This is a genomic window from Paenibacillus antibioticophila (genome assembly GCF_000455265.1).
In the GTDB taxonomy this organism is placed as follows: Bacteria; Bacillota; Bacilli; order Paenibacillales; family Paenibacillaceae; genus Fontibacillus; species Fontibacillus antibioticophila.
Genome location: NZ_HG005139.1, coordinates 2,119,204 through 2,140,324 on the forward strand (window position 1 = coordinate 2,119,204; position 21,121 = coordinate 2,140,324).

The following is a 21,121-nucleotide window of genomic DNA, read 5'->3' on the forward strand; positions in this document are numbered from 1 at the left end:
TGTCATATGTCAGTTATTGCATACTTAAACTTTGATGGGAACACAGAAGAAGTGATTGATTTCTATTCGGAGGCCTTGCAGGCCAGTGAAGTCAAAAAGGTGAAATTCAAGGATATTCCGCAGGACCCCAACTTTCCGATGCCGGAAAATGAGTTGAATATGATCATGGAGTCATCGATCGAATTTGCGGGCGGGAAACTCATGATGTCCGATCTCTTGCCTTCGATGAAGAGTACTACAGGTGAATTGGTAAAGGGAAATAACGTGCTCATCAGCATCATTATGGATGACAAGCAGGCCTTGGAGCATTATTTTAACAACTTAGCCGCCGGCGGTTTTGTTATCATGCCTCTATCCAATGTCCCATGGTCTTCGTGCTTCGGTATGCTAGTGGATAAATTCGGGATCACCTGGAAATTCAATCGTGATGCAGAGAGGTTTCTGAATCAGGTCATTTCTTCCCGGTAACAAATATTTGTATTCCGGTTTGAGTAAGAATGGGAATATGATAAAGCAGCAGTATGGCAAGGATCATTTCCTTGTCGTACTGCTTTTGTCTTTTTAAACGATTAAAAGGAGTACTGGCATTGTTGCTAGCTTTGCCTCATCTGACCGTAACCAATAATTTCCCATTGTCCTTGCTGATAGGCTAAGATTATTTCTATTGCGATTGCTCCTTCATTTGCGCGATACTTACTGACCTCAATTGCCATCTTGTTCTGGTCATCTGACTGGTTCTGCTTTTCAATGCTTAGAAGGATGCCTTTAAGCATCGTTGTGTCCTGCTCATACAATTTCTGATCTATTAATTGCTCATAAGTGTAGTTATAAATACGTAAGTTATATTTGTCTTGCAGGTATTCTTCAATGGCTTGCTTATCCGGCTTTGTTAAAGGAACTCCTTCATTCAGAACCAGAGAAATGTATTCCATATTAGTGTTAAGAGCTGTGTCTGTTGAAATTAATTCGTCTAACGCTAACAGATAAGGAGCCACGAGCTCTTTTGATGAACTTGAGCCAGTATTAACACTAGTACAAGCTGATGCCAGCAACATGACAATTACAATGGGTAATAAAAATAATGACTTAGCTTTTATAGCCATCTTCCTCCTTAATATTTGTTATATAAATAAACGTGACTGAGCCGTTAAAAGGTGCATAAGACAATAATAAAACTATTTTGACAACTCACCTCCTATGAACTACAATATGAATGAAAAAATATTCGTTCATTCACATTGCAGTGATTATTTGGAGGCCTACCCGTGGAAGATAAGAAAGCATTAATTTACGCTTGTGCAAAGGAGCTATTCAGCGCAAAAGGATTTAAGGAAACCAATATTTCAGAAATCACAAAGAAAGCCGGAATGGCAGTAGGAACCTTTTATAACTATTATTCTTCTAAGGAAAAGCTCTTTATGGATATTTTTCTGGAAGAAAACGCAAAGCTGAAACAGCTCTGCTTTCAGTCGCTTGACCTGAAGCAACCCCCTATAAAGGTTATCGGTCAAATGCTCATGCTAAACGTTGAGGGAATGAAGTCAAATCCCATTTTAAGAGAATGGTACAACAAAAGTGTGTTTGAAAAGCTGCAGCAGGTCTATCGTGAGGAAAACGGTGTTGATGCCGTAGCTTTTTTGTACGACAATTTTTTAGAGCTCATCGCACTTTGGCAAAAGCAAGGCAAAATGCGCAAAGACATAGACGGTAAGATGATTATGATGGTATTCGCGGCAGTCATAAATGTGGATACGCATAAGGAAGAAATCGGCATTGAGTATTTCCCAGAGCTGCTGCATCTTATGACGGAGTTAATTATGAAAGGCTTGGACTGCTCCGAATAGTAAACTGGAGCAGTATTTTTCAGGCGTTGAATGAACGAATATTAAATTATTCATTCATAATTACTAATTTAAGGAGGATTATTTATGAGAAAAAAACAAACCATCGAGCCTGTTAAGCCAAAAGGAATCCGCATTGAAGTTATTGAGAATGGTGTATTGACCTCTAATGTACGCATCCCCTTCTTTATAGTGAAGATGGGACTGAAACTTGGGCAGATGGCAGAATACGCTCAGAAGAAAGGACGTGTCAATGGTGAGTTGGAACGTCTCAAGGATATTGATATGGAGGCTATTCTTGAAGCACTTGGCAGCGGCGAACTGACTTTACCCTGCCTGTTGGTAGAGGTTGATGAACAAGACAAAAACCAGTATGTGAAAATTACATTGGAATGAGGGGAGTTGCAAATGTCTGCTTCAAAGATGTCCAGGAAGAAAATCAGAATCCGGTTTATTCTTTTGATTGTCACAGGTGTAGCAATTCTCGGAACCCTGATTGCGTTTCTTGCGGATGCTCCTGAACGTCAGGAACTTCAAGCTCTCACAATTGGGGATGTTGACTTTACAAGGTTAAGAGATGGAATATATGCCGGAGAATACGCCGGAACCAAAGGAAGTTCCCGTAATGCAACCGTTCAAGTCACCGTATCCGATGCTAAGATTACAAAAATCATCGTTTTAAAAGGTGCGCTGGATAGCAACGGAAAACCTGCGAAATTAACAGGCGAAATGACAATAAATGATCTGTTTCAAAAAGTACTAGAAACCGAATCTTTACAAGTGGATACAAATCAGCGGAGCAACGCTGACCTCCAAAGCTCATTTGAAAGCATTAGAATTTGCGTTAAAACAAGCTCAACAATAATTATGTTAGGGGAGATCTTAAAATGAAGATTGCGGTTATTTCTTATTCATTCACGGGCAATAATGATAGACTTGCTGCAAGTGTAGCACAAGATTTGTCAGCAACGCATATTAAAATTACGCCACGAAAGCCTATGACCATGGGAAATATCATATTGGATATGATTTTTTCCCGAACACCCAAGGTAGAACCTGACCCGGATAGTCTTCAGCAATATGACCTGATCCTCTTTTTTGCCCCTGTTTGGATGGGCCATATAGCTTCCCCGCTTCGGGCCTATTGGAACTATCTAAAATCAACTCCACAAGCGTATGGCTTCTTTTCGATCAGCGGCGGGGCTGACAACGGAAACCCGAAGTTGCTTGCAGAGCTTTTAAAACGCACCGGAGCCGAGCCTTCAATCATGCTTGACCAGCACATCAAGGGTTTCCTCCCTCAAAATTCAAAAACAACCCGTAATGATACCTCAGCCTATAAAATCAGCGAAACTGAGGCAAGGTACCTTTCATCCATAGCCATTAAAGAAATAAACAAGCTAATTCACACCGATAAACAATAGCTGTCTTGCTGTTTATAACATGGGCAGGTAATAAATACGTGCTTATATGGCCTTCCAATGGCAGTTATGCGATTCGAAGGCTCTTGTCCCTTCCGGACAAGTCTTTACGCAGCTTCGACAACTTGCCTAAAGTTCCAGTCTGTATCCTAAAGCGTTATACCTAATTGCTTTCTAAATTCAATGGCGGACTCACTATCTGGCAAAATACCACTTTCACGAGATTGTACAAAGGGCATCCACTGCCAGTCCTCGGCACCTACAAAGCAGACTCTTGACCAATGATCCAACAGCTCCATAAAGTCATTTGCTATGATGTATCCGTGCCCTGCCCCATCGTCATGGCTTAAATACACAATCGGATGCTTCCCCTTTTCACTCAGATCAAATGCAAAGTAATCTCCATTCCCGACTTCCAAGAATGCTAACTTGTCGTGCCACACTTTATCGTACTCATCCTCAGGATTCGGAAATACATGCTCGACCCACCCTTTTCGCTCCTCCTCAAATCGGATAAGATTATTCAAGCTCCAATTTGGTGTCCCGCAGAATATTCCTTTATATTTTTCAGGCAATTGATAGGCATCCGGAAAGAACCAGCGAAAGCTAAACTCAGCGGAGAAATGCAATAGCGTATATTTAAAGCTCAACGGCAGTCGAACACCCAACTTTTGCTCTACTAAATCTATTTGTTTCGGCTTGGCAGGATCTTTGATAGTAATTTCTCTAACCATCCCCCCTATCTCTTCAATGCGCTCAGCTATCCGCTCAATACGCTCTCTGAGAATTTCAAATGAGAAAGGCATTTCAGCACCATCCTTTACTTTCTTTGATCAAGCTCCCGAAATCTCAGCTTCATCTGATCCAGTACTTACAGGATCCTTCCTTCAGTTCACTCATAACGCCGCCATTGAACTCGATAATTCTCCTCGAGGCCATATTAGCTTCATCACAGGTTAGCAAAATTTCCTTAATTCCCATGAGATGAGCCTGTTTTACCAGCTCTGTTAATGCCTGCTTTCCATAGCCCATATTTCTTGCTGTAGGACGAATCACATACCCTATATGCCCTCCGTGCTCCAGTAATTTTTCATTAAGCTTATGCCTAAGCTTCCCATATCCAACCGGCCGATCATGATCATAAAACCAATAGATCGTTTGGGGCACCAGTCCTTCTTCCAGGTTGATGCCGTTAGAAATATCATCGTTCTTTTTCAGCTTCTGCTTAAACTCTTCAAAATCACTAGACCGTAAACTATTAACGAATCCGTTCTCCCCGGCACCAATCTCTAATATCATTTGATAGATCTCTTCTGGTTCTTCATGTGCTAATTTTCTTAGATAGATCATCTATAAAACCTCTCTCTTCTTAGCTCTTTTTCATTTCCTTCAATATTAATTCTAATTGCTCTTTTAGCTTTTCCTGATTTTCAAACTGCTTTTTTTGTAATACGTAGGCTCCGCCTTGCGACGCCAGGATAAGGAATAAAATAATTACAATTATAAGTCCCATAATTCTTCTCCCTATTTTTATTTTACAAGAGTTTCAAGATTAATATAAGTGTACAAAGAGCTTAGACCATTGACTATAGTCTAACTAGACTATATACTGACTTTAGTCTAATTAGACTAAAGTCAAGAAGTAAAGGAGTAACAAATAATGATCAAGTCATTTTTAATGTTAGGTCAGTCGAATATGGCAGGCCGTGGATTTTTACATGAAGTCGATCCTATCTATAACGAAAAAATAAAAATGCTGCGAAATGGACAGTGGCAGATGATGACAGAGCCTATTAATTACGACCGCCCGGTTTCAGGTGTAAGCTTGGCAGCCTCTTTTGCCAATGCGTGGTCGAAAGCTAATCCCGATCAAGAAATCGGTCTGATTCCTTGTGCGGAAGGCGGCAGTTCATTAAATGACTGGCATCCGGAGGGAATACTTTTTCAGCATGCTTTGTCCGAAGCCCGCTTCGCCCAGCGCTCCAGTCAAATTTCCGGAATACTTTGGCACCAGGGCGAAAGCGACAGTTATGGTTCGCTGCACGAAACTTATTACGAGAAACTAAAGAACATCCTCGAGACTCTAAGAAACGAGCTGAATCTTAAAGAGGTACCGTTGATTATAGGCGGACTCGGTGATTTCCTTGGGAAGACCGGTTTCGGACAGCATGCAACAGAGTATCTGCAAGTCAATGAACAATTGAAGCACTTTGCCAGCGAACAGCATAATTGTTATTTTGTAACGGCTGCAGATTTGACCGCGAACCCGGATGGCATTCATTTAGATGCGGTCTCGCAACGCAAATTCGGCTACCGCTATTTCGAGGCGTTTTCAAAGAAATGTCATGTCCTGGAACCCATTCCCGGGGAGGAGCAGTCGCTTAGCGTAGCGTGTGACTATTCGAAAACAGAACAGATTTACCTTCATAGCCTAAATTTGGCCTCGGGTAAAATCACGTATGCGGAATTTGAGGCACAGATGGCGAAGGTGATGCAGTCTTGATCCCTTTACTCATTCTTGGCTTGCTCATTCAAAACCCCGGCGCTCACGGCTACGAACTACTGGCATTCATGGAAAAACGCCATTACAAGTACATTGTAAACTTCACGAAGGGCTCGTTTTATTACAATCTTCAGCAACTTGAAGAAAAAGGTTGGATTGAACAGATCCAGCAGAAACCTTCAACCAGCGGGCGTGAAATTCGGAGCTATAATATCACTAAAGCGGGAAGGGCTGAATTCGAAAAATTAATGGTCAAATACGGGACCAAATCGGAATATGTAAACCTACAATTTTATGGGGCACTGCTATTTGCAAATGAATACGACAAAAACAAATTGCTGGAGTTGATTCAATCTCAAATCGACCAGACTAAGACGCGAATTGCTCTTCTTGATGAATACCTGTCCAACACACAGGAAGTTCCCGGTATGACCGATTACTACCGCCTTATGAACGAAAATTCCCATTCTCATCACTTGGTTAATTTAGAATGGTTTCAACAATTGAAAGCTAAAATTGAGGGGCCGGTTTTGCCCAAACAAGATGAACCATATTGAACCAGTAGCTTTCTGCTTTCTCGATTTGAATACCCGATTCTTGGATCAGTCCAAGAATATCCCGGGTATGATGACATCCATAACTGCGGTATAAAAGTGGATTAAGGAGCTTTTGGATCATGGAGACCATGTAGTTAGAACTAATCCCATGTTCAATTAGCAGGATTTTCCCGTCAGGCTTACACCAACGGTTGATTTTATCCAACACCATTAGCGGATTGTTGTAGCTGCAAAATGATAAGGTCGAAATAATTGTATCGAAGGATTGCTCGGAAAAGTTCATTTCTTCAATGTCAGCACAAATAAAATCTGCATTCATGCGATAGTGCTTTGCTGCCAGTTGGGCTTTTTCGATCATCATCTCACTAAAGTCAGCCGCAGTAAGCTTTATCTCTGGAGGATAAAACGGGAAATTAGCGCCTGCCCCCACCGCAAGTTCAAGCACTTCACCCCCGGCATGGCTTAAAAGTTTTTTACGCCAACGTGCTTGTGTTGGGTTTTCTCTATTTTTGTCATATTGCACTGCTTGTTTATCAAATAAACTTATTAACTTTCTTTTTTCCATGAAAGTACACCTCCTGTTATATGCAGTTCTTTCTTTCATCCACGGCTTTCTACTTTCTTTGGCGGCCAGATCAAAACATCTTGGCGACCTGAGTAGGTTAATATCGGCTTTTTGCTGTTTGGAAGTTTAATTTCAAGCACCTCACCGATTGAATTTTTTTCAATCGTTAATTCGGCGGTTTGAAGCGGCCAGGGCATGTGATGAATATCGATTGCCAACATTACGCCGTTTCTTTTCTGGGTATATAGACGATATCTCTCTGTAAGCCAATATAGTTGTGAGTCATGAGATGCATGGAAAACCTCATTGCTTGTTGGATAATATATCCCCTTAAAGCTCGCAGATTCTCCTCGTTTATCTTTCCTCTCACTGGCATAGTAAAACATTCCGTCCCTCTGCTTCATACTCATATCCGCGTTCAAATAAGGTAGTCCGGCAAATCTTGCAGCCTCAACTGCAAGCCGGCTCGAAGCATCTACACTGAGTAAATAAATACCCGGCCTATTTTTATAAGTGACGTAGGTCCTCATATTAAATTCTAAAAAAGAACGGACAAATGGGGGTGGTGGAAGCCACCGAATATGTAATGGTCGAATGTAAAACGGCGAAATGGTAACCCAGGCAGCTCCTTGCCAAAGATCCAACTGAAGATCCTTTGGGATATGGGGAGTAATCAGCTCTTTTTCGATTGGCCAATGAGCAAATAAAAGATCATGCCAGACCTGCCTCATCACCCAGCTGCCCTCCGGTAGCTCAAATGGGCGATGCTTATGAATTTCCAGAATTTCATCAGGCTTCATAGCTCCCTTCTCCTTTTCATCTCATTTCTATCTTTGTAGGGTCTCCGGAAGCTCTCCTTTATATCCTGCTGCGATATCTTATATTTACGAAAAAACTGGGCCTAAGATAAGAGCTATCTAAGGTTTTTTAAACCCATTCTTAACTTTGACAACACCTCAATTTGATTCGAACCATTCATTTCTCCGATCCGATATGCTAAGGTGGGTACTGTCCAATTCGTTATCTCTTCATATTCCTTCCCGCTTAACATGACATATTCTTTTACATATTCTTCATGGAACAACTCTCGAAGCTCTCTTCTTATTAAAATCTCAGGAGCATTTGGCGGTAAGGTATTAGATTGTAGCATCATTGAAGTTCTTGCCACATCAGCTGCCTCATGACCAACCAGTGCATTCAACCAGTCAATGATAATCGGACCCTCAGAAGATAGAATGATATTTCCAGGGTGAAAATCATAATGGCAAAGAGTATTGCTCTCAGGGAGATGCTCTAAAATCTCTTTAATTACTTGTTTCTCACCTTCACTTATTATTTCATAAGAAAATATTTTACTAGACAATTCGGTTTTTAAATTTGGTTGAATTCCTACTTTTACTTGATGTATTTCAACTTGAAGTTGTGCTAATTGTTTGGCGTAGTAAGAAATACTGGAGATGGTAGGCGCTATTTGCATAAGCATTGTAGGACCGTTAATTCTTTCATAAAGAAGACACTGCTTTCCCTCATATTCCAATGTTCCACAAAATCTTGGTGCTCTTAAATTTAAATTATTTATAATTTCTGCATTCTTGGCTTCTTTGCTTGCTTCATACCTTGAACGCTCCTGATCATGAAAGATCTTTATGGCCTCCGTATTTCCCCATTGATAAACATTTGCTGTATTACCCATTCCAAGCAAATCACCGTGCCTCATGGATTCCTTCCCTTCGAGCAACAAGACGTTGCGAATAAATTACCTTCAAATTGCTGTACCATCCCTATATGTCATTTGAACCTCCGGATCATAATTGATAGGTGTATCTGAGAAACAATACCAAATACGACCTTTACTTGTCTCAATAATTGTTGCTTCGGTAATATTTTGGTCTTTATATTTTATTTTTATCTTGTCTATTGAATCGTCATAAATAATACCAAATACTAGAGGAACAAGGTCATCATCAGATCGTATTTCTCTTGGATGTAAGTTGCTAAACATCCTCGTGATCATTTGATTTTCTTCGTTGAACATCTTACTTCCTACTCCAATACTCCAACGATATCCAAAAAGTGTCTTTTCAATTAATCCAACTGATAATGTATCTCTTTCTCCATAAAAAATGATAGTGTGCCCTTTATAGTCAGTAGTATGGAAAACTTCATCAATAGAAACGTTGGATTCACTTATTGCTTCATCAAAAGTTTTATAATTTATGTTGTAATAGACCATACTTCCAATGGAAGCCAATAAAATCAATAATAGGATAGAAAACGCAACTTTTATTTTCATTATTCATCCTCTGTTTGTATTTAATAATTAATTTTACGTTGCAGATTGTAAAAAAAACTTGTTTCTAATCGGGTGATAAATTGCATTCTTATTTCAGGATCTTTATACAGATCCCTTCGGTATTCTCTATCAATAAATAAATCCAATAAGTTTTCATCACTTAATAGTGCCCTGGTGTACCTGGAATCCTTAACCAAAGTGCGGATCCATTCAACTTCCTTGGAGGGTGAACGAAGAATTAGACGGGCCCTTTGTCTTTTAATCTTTAATATGATTCTGTCATAGAGTGACCCAAAAAAGAGTTCAAATAAATTATCGATTTGTAACGCCGCCCTTTCACTTAGGTTTTTACTTTTCCAATGGGGTTATCCCTTCTCGAATGGACATAAAAACCCACCTTTGGCGTCAACCTAGGGGTGGGTTTTTACTTTCTATTGTTGTTAGAATTGATATCGTCAATGCATTCTTTACTTCCACGGCCTCACTTCCTTTCGAAGGGAAACCATGCCTACCCAAGATTCAATTGTCCTACCTATTGTACCATCATCTACCATGATGATGAAGAACAATCGCCAAATCGCTATTCTTATGAATTGAGTGCTATTCCAAACCTTTCAGGGATTCAATCATATGGATGCGGGTCACTTTTCGTCTGAGTAGCAGATTGGCCATTATGGTGAGCATAAATGCAACCAGTGCCGCTACCAATACGATGGCGATATTCAACTGATCCGGAATTTGCTGATGGGTGCTCGACAACGCTTTTACAACCAACTCATATACATATCCGCAGATCGGGAAAGCCACTAGCACAGCCAACGTCGTAATGAATATATTTTCAAAAAAGATAAGCCGGTTGATCCTGTTTTTGTAATAGCCCAATACTTTAAGCGTTGCAAGTTCGCGATTCCTCTCGAAGATGTTGATGGACGATATGGTATAAATGGCACCAAACGAAAGGAATACGGCGCAGACGATAAACGCGATAAAAGGAAAGCTGTTTTGCTGCAAAATATAACGGGCTTCTTTCCGAACATCGTCCATACCGGTCAAGGCGGCCGCCCTTTGATCCTGCCCAAAATAGTCGCGGATGACATCCACATCTGCCGAAGGATCAGCCTTCACCAAAAGCGTAGTTGGCTCGTAGTCCAGTCCAAAGCTTGTCAAATAGTCTGGCGTGACATAAAAAGCCGGGTTGGAATATTGTGTAGAGATTTTTAAAACCTTCATTTCTACGGTTTTGTTGTCCAGCCCTGGACTTTTAAAGATAATAGGAATTGACTCCCCTTCCGCAATGCCCATTTGGTCCGCATACGACCCAGGCACGATCACGCCATTATTCTCCAAGCGCAAAGGATTTCCGTCTTTATCAAAAAAATGAATAAGCTCGTTATCCTGTTCCGTCACCATTAAGGTAGCTGTTTCGATTTGCTCATCCTTTTTCAATTCAATGGGATAAGAAGACAAAACATAATGGCTTGCAACGCCGTCAGGGAGAGTAAGGTCATCCAGGGCTTCGCTCGCTTTGTAATCAACCCGCAAGTCGTAGGAGTATACCTTCTCGAACTGACTCGCCACTTGTTGCAAAGAAGCTTGCGTGCCAAATGCCGTAATCAACAATACCGTGCTAACCATAACACCAATTGAACTCGCCAGCACTTTCCGTTTATTCAAAAAGATATTTCGCAAAATGAGCTTATAGTTATAAGGCAGGCGGTTCCAAAGGCCGGGAATTCTTTCGATGAATATGGCTTTCATCGATTTTGGCGGTTTGGGGCGCATCGCCTGGGCTGCGCGCTCCTTCAATACATTCCTTCCGCTAATATAGCAAGCAATGATTCCGAATAAACTGGAAATAAGGATTGGCGGCAAGATTAGATCCAGCGATTGGGAAAATTCAATGCCCGGCAACGAATAAGACCTTGCATTGGAGTTTATGATGAGAGGAACAAATACCAGCGCTGAAATGACATAGCCTACAACAGACCCAATCATACTAACCAACACGGGATAGCCCATATAATGAAGCATAATGCTGCTGTTTTTTGTGCCCAAAGCTTTCATGATGCCAACCTGATTTCGCTCAGATTCAATCATTCTGGACATGGCCAGGCACAAGATTATGGCTTCGATTATAAAAAGCACGAGAGGTATCACCTTGCTCATCAGGCTATTATTATGCCGCGTAGCCTTCAAAAGCGAATAGCCGTATGCACGTTCCTTGCTCTCTTGACCCAAGTAGGAAAGTTCTGCGGACTGTGCCTCAATAGACTTGCCGAGTTGTTCGACATCGTAATCATTTTGGGCATCGACCAATACCTCATTGTAGAACAAACGCCCCGCAATATCGGGTATGCTTTCTTCCGCAATATAGGCAATTCCATAGTTTTTATGATCTTGTGTATTGCTCTTTTTCACGTGCTCCACGTTTTCGCCCAACCCGCTGATGGTAAAAGCATGCTCCGTTTCATGGACGTTCATCATGATTTGATCGCCAACCGCATAGTGATGCTCCCCAGCATAGCGGGAATCCACCAGAATCTCGCCTTTGCTTGACGGAAGAGCGCCTTCGGTTAAAGCTATCGTATTGATTTCGTTGTTTTCAGGTATGGAATGAATGATGAACGACGCGCTGTAGCCTTCGAAGGCTTCCGTGGCGTCAAAGGTATAGCGTCCCTCCAGCTTTTGAATCCCTTCCGCTTGACTTAACTCCGCGATCTCCTCTTGGGAGATTTCGCGGTAGAACACTTTCAGGTCGCTTAAATTATGTTCTTCGAAATATACCTCCGAATAATCGCTCAAATCATTGCTCAAGGTGGCTAGTCCCGTGTAGAAAAAGGCGCCTACGGCGACAACCAGCACGAAAGAAAGAAACTGCCCTGCCGACTGTTTAATATCCCGGAGTAATTTATAAAAAAGCTTCATGCTTACCACTCAATCCCTTCGGCGCGTTGTCTGTTTTCATTGATTGTAATGCTTTCAATCTTTCCGCTTTTTACCTTAATGATTTTGTCCGCCATCTGAGCGATCGCTGAATTATGCGTAACCAGAACAATGCACTTTTTCATTTCTCTGTTTAAGTCCTCCAGAAGCTTCAACACGGCTTTTCCCGTCACATAGTCCAATGCCCCGGTTGGTTCGTCGCAGAGCAGAAGCAGCGGATTTTTGGCAACGGCCCTGGCAATCGCCACCCGCTGCTGCTCGCCTCCGGAGAGCTGGGAAGGAAAGTTTTTGATCCGGCCGCTTAATCCTACTTTCTGCAAAATACTCTTGGCATCCAGATGGTCCTTGCAAACCTCGGCGGCAAATTCGACATTTTCCAATGCGTTCAGATTCGGGATCAGATTATAGAACTGAAAGACAAAACCAATCTTTTCACCGCGATATCGGGTTAAATTCTTTTCGTTTAATTTCGTAACTTCTTGCCTGCCAACAAGAACTTGGCCCGAGGAAGCTGTATCCATGCCGCCTAATATATTGAGAATCGTACTTTTGCCGGCTCCGCTTGCCCCCAAAACAACAACAAATTCCCCTTCCGATATGGAAAAATCAATTCCATCCAGCGCTTTGATCGATACCTCGCCCATTTTGTATTCTTTTGTCACGTTTTTGAATTCAATCAGCTTATTCACGTTCTCCATCTCCTTTGATTGTCTGTGCGGAAACTTCCGCGTCATTCGGGTTTATCCACCGCTTTCGGTATATTGGCATAATAGTATGTTACCTATGTAGCATACTGTAATGCATATTCATTTCCCTGTCAACAGACTCTTCTGGTTTATTTTCCATGCTTCAATCCACTATTGACAATTGATTCCGCATCCCTTATGGTATGTTAGATGAGTAACATACTAATAGGACGAATGGTGAAGCTATGACCATCACTTTCGATGATAATCTACCGATTTTTCAGCAAGTTGCCCATATAATCGAGGATGATATTCTGAACGGCACATTCCGCGTGGACGAACAGATTCTTTCCGTTGCCCAGTTTTCCCAGCTGCTTCAAATCAATCCGGCAACCGTGGTGAAAGGGATCGCCTTGCTCGTAAATGAAGGAATTTTGTACAAAAAAAGAGGACTTGGCATGTTTGTTTCGGCAGATGCAAAAGAGAAAATTCAGTTGAAGCGTAGAGATCGTTTTTATAAGGAAATGCTGGCGGGTCTGCTGAGCGAGGCCGATAAGCTTGGACTGACAACCAACGAAATCATTGCCATGATCAAACAGATGAGAAAGGACTGAAATCCGTGAGTATAGCCTTGGCTTGCGGCAATTTGACCAAATCCTATGGCACTGTAGCCGCATTGCGGAATTTGGATTTGCAGTTGGAGGAAAACGTGATTTACGGCTTGCTTGGGCGGAATGGCGCCGGCAAGACTACTTTACTGAATATCATTGCGGGTGGAATCGCGGCGGATTCCGGCACGATCCAGGTTAACGGAAAGAGGCTCGGCAAAAGAGAACTGCCGGAGAACTTTTGTTATGTCCGCGATCAATATCGGCACTTCGGGGAAGCACGGGTGATCGAGGCTTTGCAGGTTGCCGCGAATTTCCATCCCCAATGGGATTGGACCTACGCCCGGGAACTGCTGGACCTTTTTCTGGTCGATCCGGACAAAAAGATCCGGCAGCTTTCAAGAGGTACCCAGTCGCTGATCGGAAATATAGTCGGCCTTGCAAGCCGGGCCTCATTAACCTTATACGATGAGCCCGTGCTGGGGCTTGACGTCTTAATGAGGGAGCGGTTCTACAAGACGCTGTTGGAGGATTACGCCAATCATCCACGCACGATTTTGCTGTCCACGCATTTGATCGACGAAATTGCGCCTGTTGCGGAACACATCTTCATCCTTGAATCAGGCTCACTCCTGCTGCAGGATGACATGGAGAAGATACGCATGTCCGCCTATCTCCTTCGGGGAAATGCAGAGGCTGTCGCTTCGTTTACGGAAAGCAAGCGCGTTTTATACCACGAGGCCTATGGACGGGGCACGCTTGCTGCTATTTACGAAAAGCTTGCTGATACAGACATCCGGCAAGCCCGCGAATTGGATATTTCGATCGAGGCGCTGAGTCTTCAAAAGTTATTCCTGTATTTGATTGAAGGGGGTCTCTGATTTGAATACTTTGGCCGTTTATTTGAAATCAACTTACAGACAGCTCAAAATGTATATTTGGTTTGTCTTAATGATTATCTTGCTTGGCAGAACTGCCGAACTTATCGTTACTTCCCTCACAGACAGCAGCGGGATATCCCGCCTTTCCGAGGCTAATATGCTCATTATCCTGTTGCCGCTGATAGCTATCGTGCTGCCATTAAGCTATTACAGACGCATTGTTCATTTAGGCGCTAGCAGAGCGCAATATTTCAGGGGGCTGCATGGCGTTTATGCCGTCTGGGCGGCGACCGTTGCTTTGCTCAACTCCCTTTGGATTCTGCTGCAAATGCATGTATTTCACAATTATTCCGGTACCGTTGATTTAGTCGACGCCTTTCATTGGAACGACTTTGGCTTCACAGGATCGTTCCTCTATCAGACAGCTTTTTACCTGATGGCCATGGCGCTTCTTAGTATGCTTGCATCGGGGTATTCCAACCCTGTAGGCTGGTTGTTGTCCGCACTGATCCTAGCAGCGATTCCGCTCGGAACGGCGATTCCTTCATTGCGAGTTCATGTCGTCTCTTTTTTCCGAACGTTGTTGTTCAACGACTCGCTTTTGCTTGGTGTCGGCTTCAACCTGTTGCTTTACCTTCTATTCGTGGCAGGCGGATGGCTGTTTACTAGGGTGCGGGTGCACTAATTCTGGTAATCTGACGTTGACTATGCATTTCACCTATAAGCATGTTAGTGCAATTGTTCATGTTCCACAATATGTGTAATGCTCATACAAAAAGCGTCATACTTTCGGACGCACTTACATAAAGGCGTACAATAAGTTGACGCTAATTATAATTCGGTGTTATCAGATGTAGGGCTCTTCCTCGGGAATCTCTCGAATAATTATTTTCATTGGATTCTTCTCATAGATATCGTCTTCATAAAGATCAGACTTTTGAGGTATTGTTGTTACTTCTTCCATAGATATATCTGAGTTTATAAGTTCTAGAAACGTCATTTGAGTATTCGAAAACTTCTTCTACTTCTCCTATTTCTTTTATTTCCGTTTCACTGAAATGACTGATTAAGTCATCTTCATCAAAAAAGTGCGATATCTTTCCCTTCTTATATTCAAAAGTATTATATTCGACTTCCTTACCCACACCAAAAGACTCATCTTCATTTGAAAAACACGTAAAATAATATATCCCGCCCTCATTTAATTGCTGGATACATGTTTTGATGAGTCTCATTCTCTCCGACTTAGTAAATAAATGTATAAGGTCATAACAATAGATTGCATCATATCTTTTGTTATTAAATGATAAATCAAATATGGACTCTTCAATAAAGTGACTTCCAGTATCCCATTGTCTTCCAAGTATAACCGCTTCGGATGAGATTTCAATTGCATCGACTTGAAAGGTATCAGATAGAATTTTTGTATTCCTTCCGTACCCTGCTCCCGGAACTAAAACTGTTTTAACACTATTCAGCGCAAAAATTCTCTTTGCGTCAATTACTGTTTTACTTGGTTGACTCCCCCAAATATGCCCTTCATGAATAAATCTGTTGTTCCAATATTCTTTCATATAATTACCTCTGTTCTATGTATTTATCGATCAGCAATTTCAGCTAGCATTCTTATCTTATCTTCTATATAGTCATATATCATTTTTATATCTTCTTCATAATCTTGATAATCCCCCATGCCCCAGGCCCGACGGACTTAGCGGTGCAGGGTTGTCTGCTGATTCCACTTCCTTGAAAATCCTCTTGCAGACCAAGCCCCCCTCATCGGCCGTAGCGTGAATAGGGTGTTATAGGATGTTTCGGACTTCTTCGAATATAACAACATATTGTTCTTTGGTTGTTTTTTTTTCCAGTCTTGATTTATCTTTACTCCAATTTCAGGTTTTCATGGTCCTGGAAATATGGTATCATTTGTATTTGAAAACCGGGTGCTGCTAACACCCGGCTATACAATTGGCTTGGATGGATATATCCCTTCAGTCAATTAGGACACAAAAACCCACCTATGGCCGCGAAACCTTAGGGTGGGTTTTACTTTTTCTTGTAGTTATTCCCGATGTATGTTAAAAGAGCCAAGACAAATGTTGCGAATAGAATCATGATAGTAATTCCGTCTTTCAACTCCATGATCTCACCTCCTCTCGAAGGGAAACCATGCCCACCCAAGATTCAATTGTACTACCTTATCCTACCATAATATCCCAATAATTGATAGATCGCTCGTTGGTTGTCATCTTTATTACAAGCTCTTACCGGAATTCCCCATTCCGGTATTCACGAACCCGAGAACCTTATACCCCCAATGGGAGCGAACCAAGGGACGGCGCAAGCCGGCCCGCAGCGTGAATATATCAGATATAGGATGTCTGCGTCTTCTTCGAAATTCTGATAATCTATATTTTTTGAATCCTTTTTTTGATTCGGATCGATTTATTCAAATGCAGAAAAATATGTCTTGTCGCAGGCATTAGTATTAATCCTGCTATTGTCTTATTTCCCCAATATTCAAGCAACCAAGATGCTTCTCTCTTTACTGCATTTTGCTCTTTAAGATTATCAATTCTTCCTGCATCTACTTTGTTTCTAAATTCACCTGGCAATAAATGAGATACAATTTCTCGAGTTTTTCGTCCTACTTCGATTCGATATTCCAGTAATGCATTAATATCAATATTCTCACTTAGATCAGCAATTTCAATTTCTGTCATTTCGTTTCCCGAATGCGGATAATCCACTTTAAGTTTCTTAGCCCAATTATAGGTGTGTAATACTTGATCGCCTTCAGCTACGAGAATATTCATTGTCATATCTTCAATACGTGTAACATGCCACACATGCCATACAATAGAGTTCCGTGTATCAGGTGCTTCGACAGGATACTTTCGGAATGATTCCTCCATTAAATCCTTTAATAAATCATCTTCAAGAGTAGTAACTGGTGAATTGCTCATTTTTGATGAATGCAACAAACTATGTTGACTCAAGAAAAGGCCTATGGAATTCTGATATTCACTTGGTTTTAGAATAATACTGGTTAGTTTCTTATGATTTTCATTCCATTGCTTTCTTTGGCTCAGATCCAAAATAATCCCTCCCTTTATTGAGATTTTCTATTTTAATGTTTTACGCTGATTTCCGATAACGTTCTCGCATTTCTGACGTCCAAGTGGCTTAAGGCACAAATTGCCGGGTCGTCAGACTTAGCCGGTGCAGGGTTGTCCGCTGATTCCGCTTCTCCGAAAACCCATCTTGCGGACCAAGGGTGAATGCCCGATGCGTGAATGCGGTGTTATCGGATGTTGTTGCCTTCCCCGAGTTACATTTAATTAGCTTGTATGTAAATCATGATTTCGTCTGCTTTTAAAATGACTTGTTCGTTTACTGACGCAATTCCTTTTCCGATTACAAACCCTCGTTTCTTCTTGATAATTTCATAATATAGGTCTATCCGATCCCCTGGATACGCTTGTCCTAGCACTTCTACTCCTTTAAGCCCAGATAGAAATCCAAGCCCTTTATCTGTAGAGATCATAGCAAATGCTCCTAATTGAGCAAGTGCTTCAACTATCAAGGTGCTTGGGACAGAGGCATCTTCTTCATAAAAAACCATTCATTTCTTGTAACAAGTTTATATCCCTTTGCCCATTTGTTTTCTTCAACCTCCAATACCTTATCAATAAATAAAAACGGATACCTATGAGGAATAGTACTTGAAATATCAATCATGACTTGACTCCACTTCTCTTCTCAGAATTACTCATTCAACAGCACTTAAATTTGTTTATGTAATCCAGGCAGTTCATTCTTAACAACACTCCAGACAACCTGAATGTCTACTCCAAAATAGTCATGAATTAATACATCCCGTAAGCCTGCCATTTCACGCCACGGGATGTTTAGATATTGATTACGGTATTCCTTTGAAATTTTCTTGGTTGCCTCTCCCATGATCTCAAGATTTCTGATAACTGCATCTTGAATAATCCTTTGTCTAAAAAACTCTTCCTTTCCGGTTTGAGTAAATTCAAAGATATATTCAATACATTCTAAAATATGTGTTAAATAAACTTTTTCGTCCTTCATAATTGAATAGCCTCACTTAAGATATTATCTTTCATTTTCCAATGGATCGAATTCTCAGTTACTATATCCACCGGTCTATTCAACAGATCTTCAAGTTCGTTTTTTAAACGGATAAGGTCAAACAAAGATTTGTCCTCTTCAAATTCCACTAGAAAGTCAATATCACTATCCTCACGCTCTTCTCCGCGAGCTGCAGAACCAAACAAACTAATTTTCTTTGCACCATTTGATTTTGCAATACTAAGGATCAAACTGTGGTTGGATTTTATTAAAGATTGAATTGACATTGACTTCACCTCCAATAAAAGTATATCACTTTTCAGTGTAATTAAGCATTTTAAGCTTTAGAAGTATTCCGGATAACATTCTTTGTATTCACGAATCCTCACTGGCTTAAGGGCATAAGCTCCGGGTACGATGGACCTTTGAATTAACCCTCAAAAATTCTTTCTATATAGCTCTCTAAACCATTAACTATCCCTTTTACACATTCAATATCTCCTTTATGGCTATAGTATAGTATTCTTAAATACTCGCCGAAAATAAGTGATCTACTTTCCGGATAGAGCATCCAATTAAATTGATTGATATATATACCATTTATAATGGTTTCATATGAATAAGGACCCATCTCGATATTGTTAGGTAAGTATTTCCTTAAAGTCCGGTATTGCCTACCTGCAGCGTGACATTTCGAAACAAATAATAGACTGGATATATTCGAAAAATCAAAAATCTGTTTAGAATACAGCACATTCTCTTTGCTATTAGTGGACCTATCCTCTATATTAATTATTTCTTCAGGCACTCCGTTCAATAGTAATTTATCCTTTATTGATTGCGCTTCAGATTTACTTCCATCCATCCAGCTTTCGTGTTTTTTCCCATGGGTGGCTCCTCTACCACTAATTAATATTTCTTTAATTATTCCTTTTTGATAAGCATCTAACGTTTTTTGAAACGCACCTGGATCAGTACTCCCAAAAACAAAGATTAGATCTGCTTTCTTTATCTTCTGATCATTACAAAATACTTCTATTGTAAGCTCTTCAATTTGCTCATTCGTTAAATCAGGAACAGCAGGAAATTTAGGGATCATCGTCATATGCTTTTTATTTCCTTTCAAATTTATTTTACTTAGGTTTCTTTTCCAGTTTTGATTTATCATTACTCCAATTTCAGGTTTTCATGGTCCTGGAAATATGGTATCATTTGTATTTGAAAACCGGGTGCTGCTAACACCCGGCTATACAATTGGCTTGGATGGATATATCCCTTCAGTCAATTAGGACATAAAAACCCACCTATGGCCGCGAAACCTTAGGGTGGGTTTTACTTTTTCTTGTAGTTATTCCCGATGTATGTTAAAAGAGCCAAGACAAATGTTGCGAATAGAATCATGATAGTAATTCCGTCTTTCAACTCCATGATCTCACCCCCTCTCGAAGGGAAACCATGCCCACCCAAGATTCAATTGTACTACCTTATCCTACCATAATATCCCAATAATTGATAGAACGTTCGTTCGTTGTCTTCATTACAAGCTCTTGCCGGAATCTCCTATAACGTCCTTGTATTCACGAACCCGAGAGGCTTAAGGCAACGCAATTGCCGTAGCCCCGCCACTTAGCCTCGCAGGATTGTCTGCTGATTCCGCTTCCTCGAAAATCCTCTTCAGATCAAGGAATGACTCGTTCGATTGGCCAGTCGGCGATTGAACCAGTAACTCATATTGGGTTGCTTGCTTCTTCTATATTAAAGCGCTTTTGCAAAATTGGACAGAAAATAACTGCGAGCGTCCCCCTGTAGAGTACAGAGAAACGCTCGCAATGATAACCAGTGAATCAATTAATAAATATTTCAAGTGCTCTTTTTCTAACATTAACTAACTCCGTCTCGCTCATTTCGCAATATTCACTGTTTTCATTTGTGGTGTTTGCGTCTTGAACATACATCATTTTTGTGTCTTTTTGCATAATCGTATAAAACCAAGTATCTTGTGGTACATTATAGATCTTTCCCAGTTCCATCTCGATCAGTTCAATATCGAACCGATCATCCTTCCTTTCCGATACCATTAGAATTGCCTTGCCTTTTACCAAAATGAATTGTTCGTCGGTTTCGCGATGCACTTCCAGACGATGAATGCCATTGATATCGTTATCCGGTTTCCAGTTTTTAATGCATACCAGCCATTTCTCGTTTTTATATACGCATTCGATGCCTTCGCCCTCATGAGCATAGATATTCGCCTTCATTAATTTATCATTCCTTTCGCAGGTTAACTATTAAGATAAGTGCTCTTCGAACCACGTGAGCGAATCCCGCATCGCTTTTTCAGGATCCAGGATATACCTTCTATCCAGCAATTCAAGGCCCAGATATCCCTTATAATCGATATCATTCAGCGCCTTTAACGCTTCGGCCATATCCAACACGCCTTCTCCGGGAACGAGATGTCCTCCGGGATTGCCATCAACAAAATGGACATGATTTAAATCATTTCCGAGTTCTCTTATGAAGTCATGGATCGTATCCTTACCTGTCGTTGCCATAACATCCGTATCCGCCAAGCCTTTCAAATACGGACTCCCGACTTCTTCGATCATCTTAGCGATATGCCCGGCCTGGTTAAATACTTGTGTAGAAAAGCTGGTAAACGCCTCCATGGGAAGATAGACTCCGTTCGTTTCAGCCGTTTTACAAATTTCGCTCAAAGATTCCC

At 41.1% G+C, this 21,121-nt stretch carries 29 protein-coding genes and 1 pseudogene; 10 read left to right on the forward strand and 20 right to left on the reverse strand.

The annotated features are described in order from the left end of the window. Positions 1-6 precede the first annotated feature (6 nt). A complete protein-coding gene (locus TX85_RS09705; protein ID WP_044478923.1) occupies positions 7-468 on the forward strand; it encodes a VOC family protein in 462 nt (153 codons plus the stop codon). 125 nt (positions 469-593) lie between these two features. Here TX85_RS09705 and TX85_RS09710 read toward each other — a convergent pair whose 3' ends face one another. Then, the gene (locus TX85_RS09710) at positions 594-1,103 is read right to left on the reverse strand and encodes a hypothetical protein (protein WP_044478925.1); all 510 of its coding nucleotides are present in this window, start codon (positions 1,101-1,103) and stop codon (positions 594-596) included. 162 nt (positions 1,104-1,265) lie between these two features. On the opposite strand from TX85_RS09710, the gene TX85_RS09715 reads away from it, so the two are divergent. The 4 genes from TX85_RS09715 (at position 1,266) to TX85_RS09730 (ending at position 3,265) form a co-directional block, all read left to right on the forward strand. After that, complete coding sequence (locus tag TX85_RS09715) at positions 1,266-1,844, forward strand: TetR/AcrR family transcriptional regulator (protein WP_044478926.1); 579 nt, start codon at positions 1,266-1,268, stop codon at positions 1,842-1,844. Positions 1,845-1,928: 84 nt separating this feature from the next. Then, positions 1,929-2,237: a hypothetical protein gene (locus tag TX85_RS09720; protein WP_044478928.1), complete on the forward strand. Its 309-nt coding sequence runs from the start codon at positions 1,929-1,931 to the stop codon at positions 2,235-2,237. 12 nt (positions 2,238-2,249) lie between these two features. Continuing rightward, positions 2,250-2,732 (forward strand): hypothetical protein, encoded by a 483-nt coding sequence (locus TX85_RS28290; protein WP_049894891.1) that lies wholly within the window; start codon positions 2,250-2,252, stop codon positions 2,730-2,732. Beyond that, entirely contained in the window at positions 2,729-3,265 is a 537-nt protein-coding gene (locus TX85_RS09730; RefSeq protein WP_044478929.1) for a flavodoxin family protein, read from the forward strand. Before TX85_RS28290 ends, TX85_RS09730 begins: the two co-directional genes overlap by 4 nt. A gap of 146 nt (positions 3,266-3,411) precedes the next feature. Here TX85_RS09730 and TX85_RS09735 read toward each other — a convergent pair whose 3' ends face one another. The 3 genes from TX85_RS09735 to TX85_RS26765 are packed head-to-tail and all read right to left on the reverse strand — an operon-like array spanning position 3,412 to position 4,775. Then, positions 3,412-4,068, reverse strand: coding sequence for an SMI1/KNR4 family protein (locus TX85_RS09735; RefSeq protein ID WP_044478931.1), 657 nt, complete (start codon positions 4,066-4,068; stop codon positions 3,412-3,414). Between the two features lie 49 nt (positions 4,069-4,117). Next, positions 4,118-4,612 carry a GNAT family N-acetyltransferase gene (locus TX85_RS09740; RefSeq protein WP_044478932.1) on the reverse strand — a complete coding sequence of 165 codons (495 nt, stop codon included), beginning with the start codon at positions 4,610-4,612 and terminating at the stop codon, positions 4,118-4,120. Positions 4,613-4,631: 19 nt separating this feature from the next. Then, entirely contained in the window at positions 4,632-4,775 is a 144-nt protein-coding gene (locus tag TX85_RS26765; RefSeq protein WP_158297317.1) for a hypothetical protein, read from the reverse strand. Positions 4,776-4,922: 147 nt separating this feature from the next. Here TX85_RS26765 and TX85_RS09745 point away from each other — a divergent pair, with 147 nt between their 5' ends. Beyond that, the gene (locus tag TX85_RS09745; protein WP_044478933.1) at positions 4,923-5,765 is read left to right on the forward strand and encodes a sialate O-acetylesterase; all 843 of its coding nucleotides are present in this window, start codon (positions 4,923-4,925) and stop codon (positions 5,763-5,765) included. Beyond that, the gene (locus TX85_RS09750; protein WP_044478935.1) at positions 5,762-6,322 is read left to right on the forward strand and encodes a PadR family transcriptional regulator; all 561 of its coding nucleotides are present in this window, start codon (positions 5,762-5,764) and stop codon (positions 6,320-6,322) included. The genes TX85_RS09745 and TX85_RS09750 overlap by 4 nt, the downstream gene beginning before the upstream one ends. On the opposite strand, the gene TX85_RS09755 is transcribed toward TX85_RS09750, so the two are convergent. The 6 genes from TX85_RS09755 to TX85_RS09780 form a co-directional block, all read right to left on the reverse strand. Next, positions 6,276-6,887, reverse strand: coding sequence for a class I SAM-dependent methyltransferase (locus TX85_RS09755; protein ID WP_044478936.1), 612 nt, complete (start codon positions 6,885-6,887; stop codon positions 6,276-6,278). The genes TX85_RS09750 and TX85_RS09755 overlap by 47 nt on opposite strands. Before the next feature lie 35 nt (positions 6,888-6,922). Further along, entirely contained in the window at positions 6,923-7,687 is a 765-nt protein-coding gene (locus TX85_RS09760; RefSeq protein WP_044478938.1) for a YqjF family protein, read from the reverse strand. 113 nt (positions 7,688-7,800) lie between these two features. Beyond that, positions 7,801-8,580, reverse strand: a complete 780-nt coding sequence (locus tag TX85_RS09765; protein ID WP_233500676.1) for a phosphotransferase family protein — start codon at positions 8,578-8,580, stop codon at positions 7,801-7,803. A gap of 69 nt (positions 8,581-8,649) precedes the next feature. After that, entirely contained in the window at positions 8,650-9,180 is a 531-nt protein-coding gene (locus TX85_RS09770) for a hypothetical protein (RefSeq protein WP_044478941.1), read from the reverse strand. A gap of 600 nt (positions 9,181-9,780) precedes the next feature. Further along, positions 9,781-12,105 (reverse strand): ABC transporter permease, encoded by a 2,325-nt coding sequence (locus TX85_RS09775; protein ID WP_044479951.1) that lies wholly within the window; start codon positions 12,103-12,105, stop codon positions 9,781-9,783. Positions 12,106-12,107: 2 nt separating this feature from the next. Beyond that, positions 12,108-12,812, reverse strand: a complete 705-nt coding sequence (locus tag TX85_RS09780; RefSeq protein ID WP_044479952.1) for an ABC transporter ATP-binding protein — start codon at positions 12,810-12,812, stop codon at positions 12,108-12,110. 242 nt (positions 12,813-13,054) lie between these two features. On the opposite strand from TX85_RS09780, the gene TX85_RS09785 reads away from it, so the two are divergent. Genes TX85_RS09785 through TX85_RS09795 form a run of 3 tightly spaced genes read left to right on the forward strand, consistent with a single transcriptional unit; the run spans position 13,055 to position 14,983 of the window. Beyond that, positions 13,055-13,423 carry a GntR family transcriptional regulator gene (locus tag TX85_RS09785; RefSeq protein ID WP_044478942.1) on the forward strand — a complete coding sequence of 123 codons (369 nt, stop codon included), beginning with the start codon at positions 13,055-13,057 and terminating at the stop codon, positions 13,421-13,423. Positions 13,424-13,428: 5 nt separating this feature from the next. Then, the gene (locus TX85_RS09790; RefSeq protein ID WP_044478943.1) at positions 13,429-14,298 is read left to right on the forward strand and encodes an ATP-binding cassette domain-containing protein; all 870 of its coding nucleotides are present in this window, start codon (positions 13,429-13,431) and stop codon (positions 14,296-14,298) included. A gap of 1 nt (position 14,299) precedes the next feature. Next, complete coding sequence (locus tag TX85_RS09795) at positions 14,300-14,983, forward strand: hypothetical protein (protein ID WP_101781129.1); 684 nt, start codon at positions 14,300-14,302, stop codon at positions 14,981-14,983. Positions 14,984-15,227: 244 nt separating this feature from the next. On the opposite strand, the gene TX85_RS09800 is transcribed toward TX85_RS09795, so the two are convergent. From TX85_RS09800 to TX85_RS27530, 10 genes and pseudogenes are all read right to left on the reverse strand, one after another. Further along, on the reverse strand, positions 15,228-15,872 hold the full coding sequence (locus tag TX85_RS09800) for a class I SAM-dependent methyltransferase (protein ID WP_044478944.1): 645 nt from the start codon (positions 15,870-15,872) through the stop codon (positions 15,228-15,230). 472 nt (positions 15,873-16,344) lie between these two features. After that, a complete protein-coding gene (locus TX85_RS27520; RefSeq protein ID WP_222860706.1) occupies positions 16,345-16,440 on the reverse strand; it encodes a putative holin-like toxin in 96 nt (31 codons plus the stop codon). Between the two features lie 266 nt (positions 16,441-16,706). Further along, a complete protein-coding gene (locus TX85_RS09805) occupies positions 16,707-17,396 on the reverse strand; it encodes a DinB family protein (protein WP_044478945.1) in 690 nt (229 codons plus the stop codon). Between the two features lie 239 nt (positions 17,397-17,635). Next, positions 17,636-18,039, reverse strand: a pseudogene (locus tag TX85_RS25830) (3-hydroxyacyl-ACP dehydratase FabZ family protein). A 45-nt stretch (positions 18,040-18,084) separates the two neighbouring features. Continuing rightward, complete coding sequence (locus tag TX85_RS09815) at positions 18,085-18,396, reverse strand: HepT-like ribonuclease domain-containing protein (RefSeq protein WP_044478948.1); 312 nt, start codon at positions 18,394-18,396, stop codon at positions 18,085-18,087. Further along, entirely contained in the window at positions 18,393-18,683 is a 291-nt protein-coding gene (gene mntA / locus TX85_RS09820) for a type VII toxin-antitoxin system MntA family adenylyltransferase antitoxin (protein WP_044478949.1), read from the reverse strand. The genes TX85_RS09815 and mntA overlap by 4 nt, the downstream gene beginning before the upstream one ends. A 143-nt stretch (positions 18,684-18,826) precedes the next feature. Then, a complete protein-coding gene (locus tag TX85_RS09825; protein ID WP_049894892.1) occupies positions 18,827-19,564 on the reverse strand; it encodes a YdcF family protein in 738 nt (245 codons plus the stop codon). 164 nt (positions 19,565-19,728) lie between these two features. Beyond that, positions 19,729-19,824: a putative holin-like toxin gene (locus TX85_RS27525; RefSeq protein ID WP_222860706.1), complete on the reverse strand. Its 96-nt coding sequence runs from the start codon at positions 19,822-19,824 to the stop codon at positions 19,729-19,731. A gap of 416 nt (positions 19,825-20,240) precedes the next feature. Beyond that, positions 20,241-20,654, reverse strand: coding sequence for a hypothetical protein (locus TX85_RS09830; RefSeq protein WP_044478951.1), 414 nt, complete (start codon positions 20,652-20,654; stop codon positions 20,241-20,243). Positions 20,655-20,684: 30 nt separating this feature from the next. Beyond that, positions 20,685-21,121: sugar phosphate isomerase/epimerase family protein (locus tag TX85_RS27530; RefSeq protein ID WP_044479955.1), on the reverse strand; the 437-nt coding region annotated here is incomplete at its 5' end.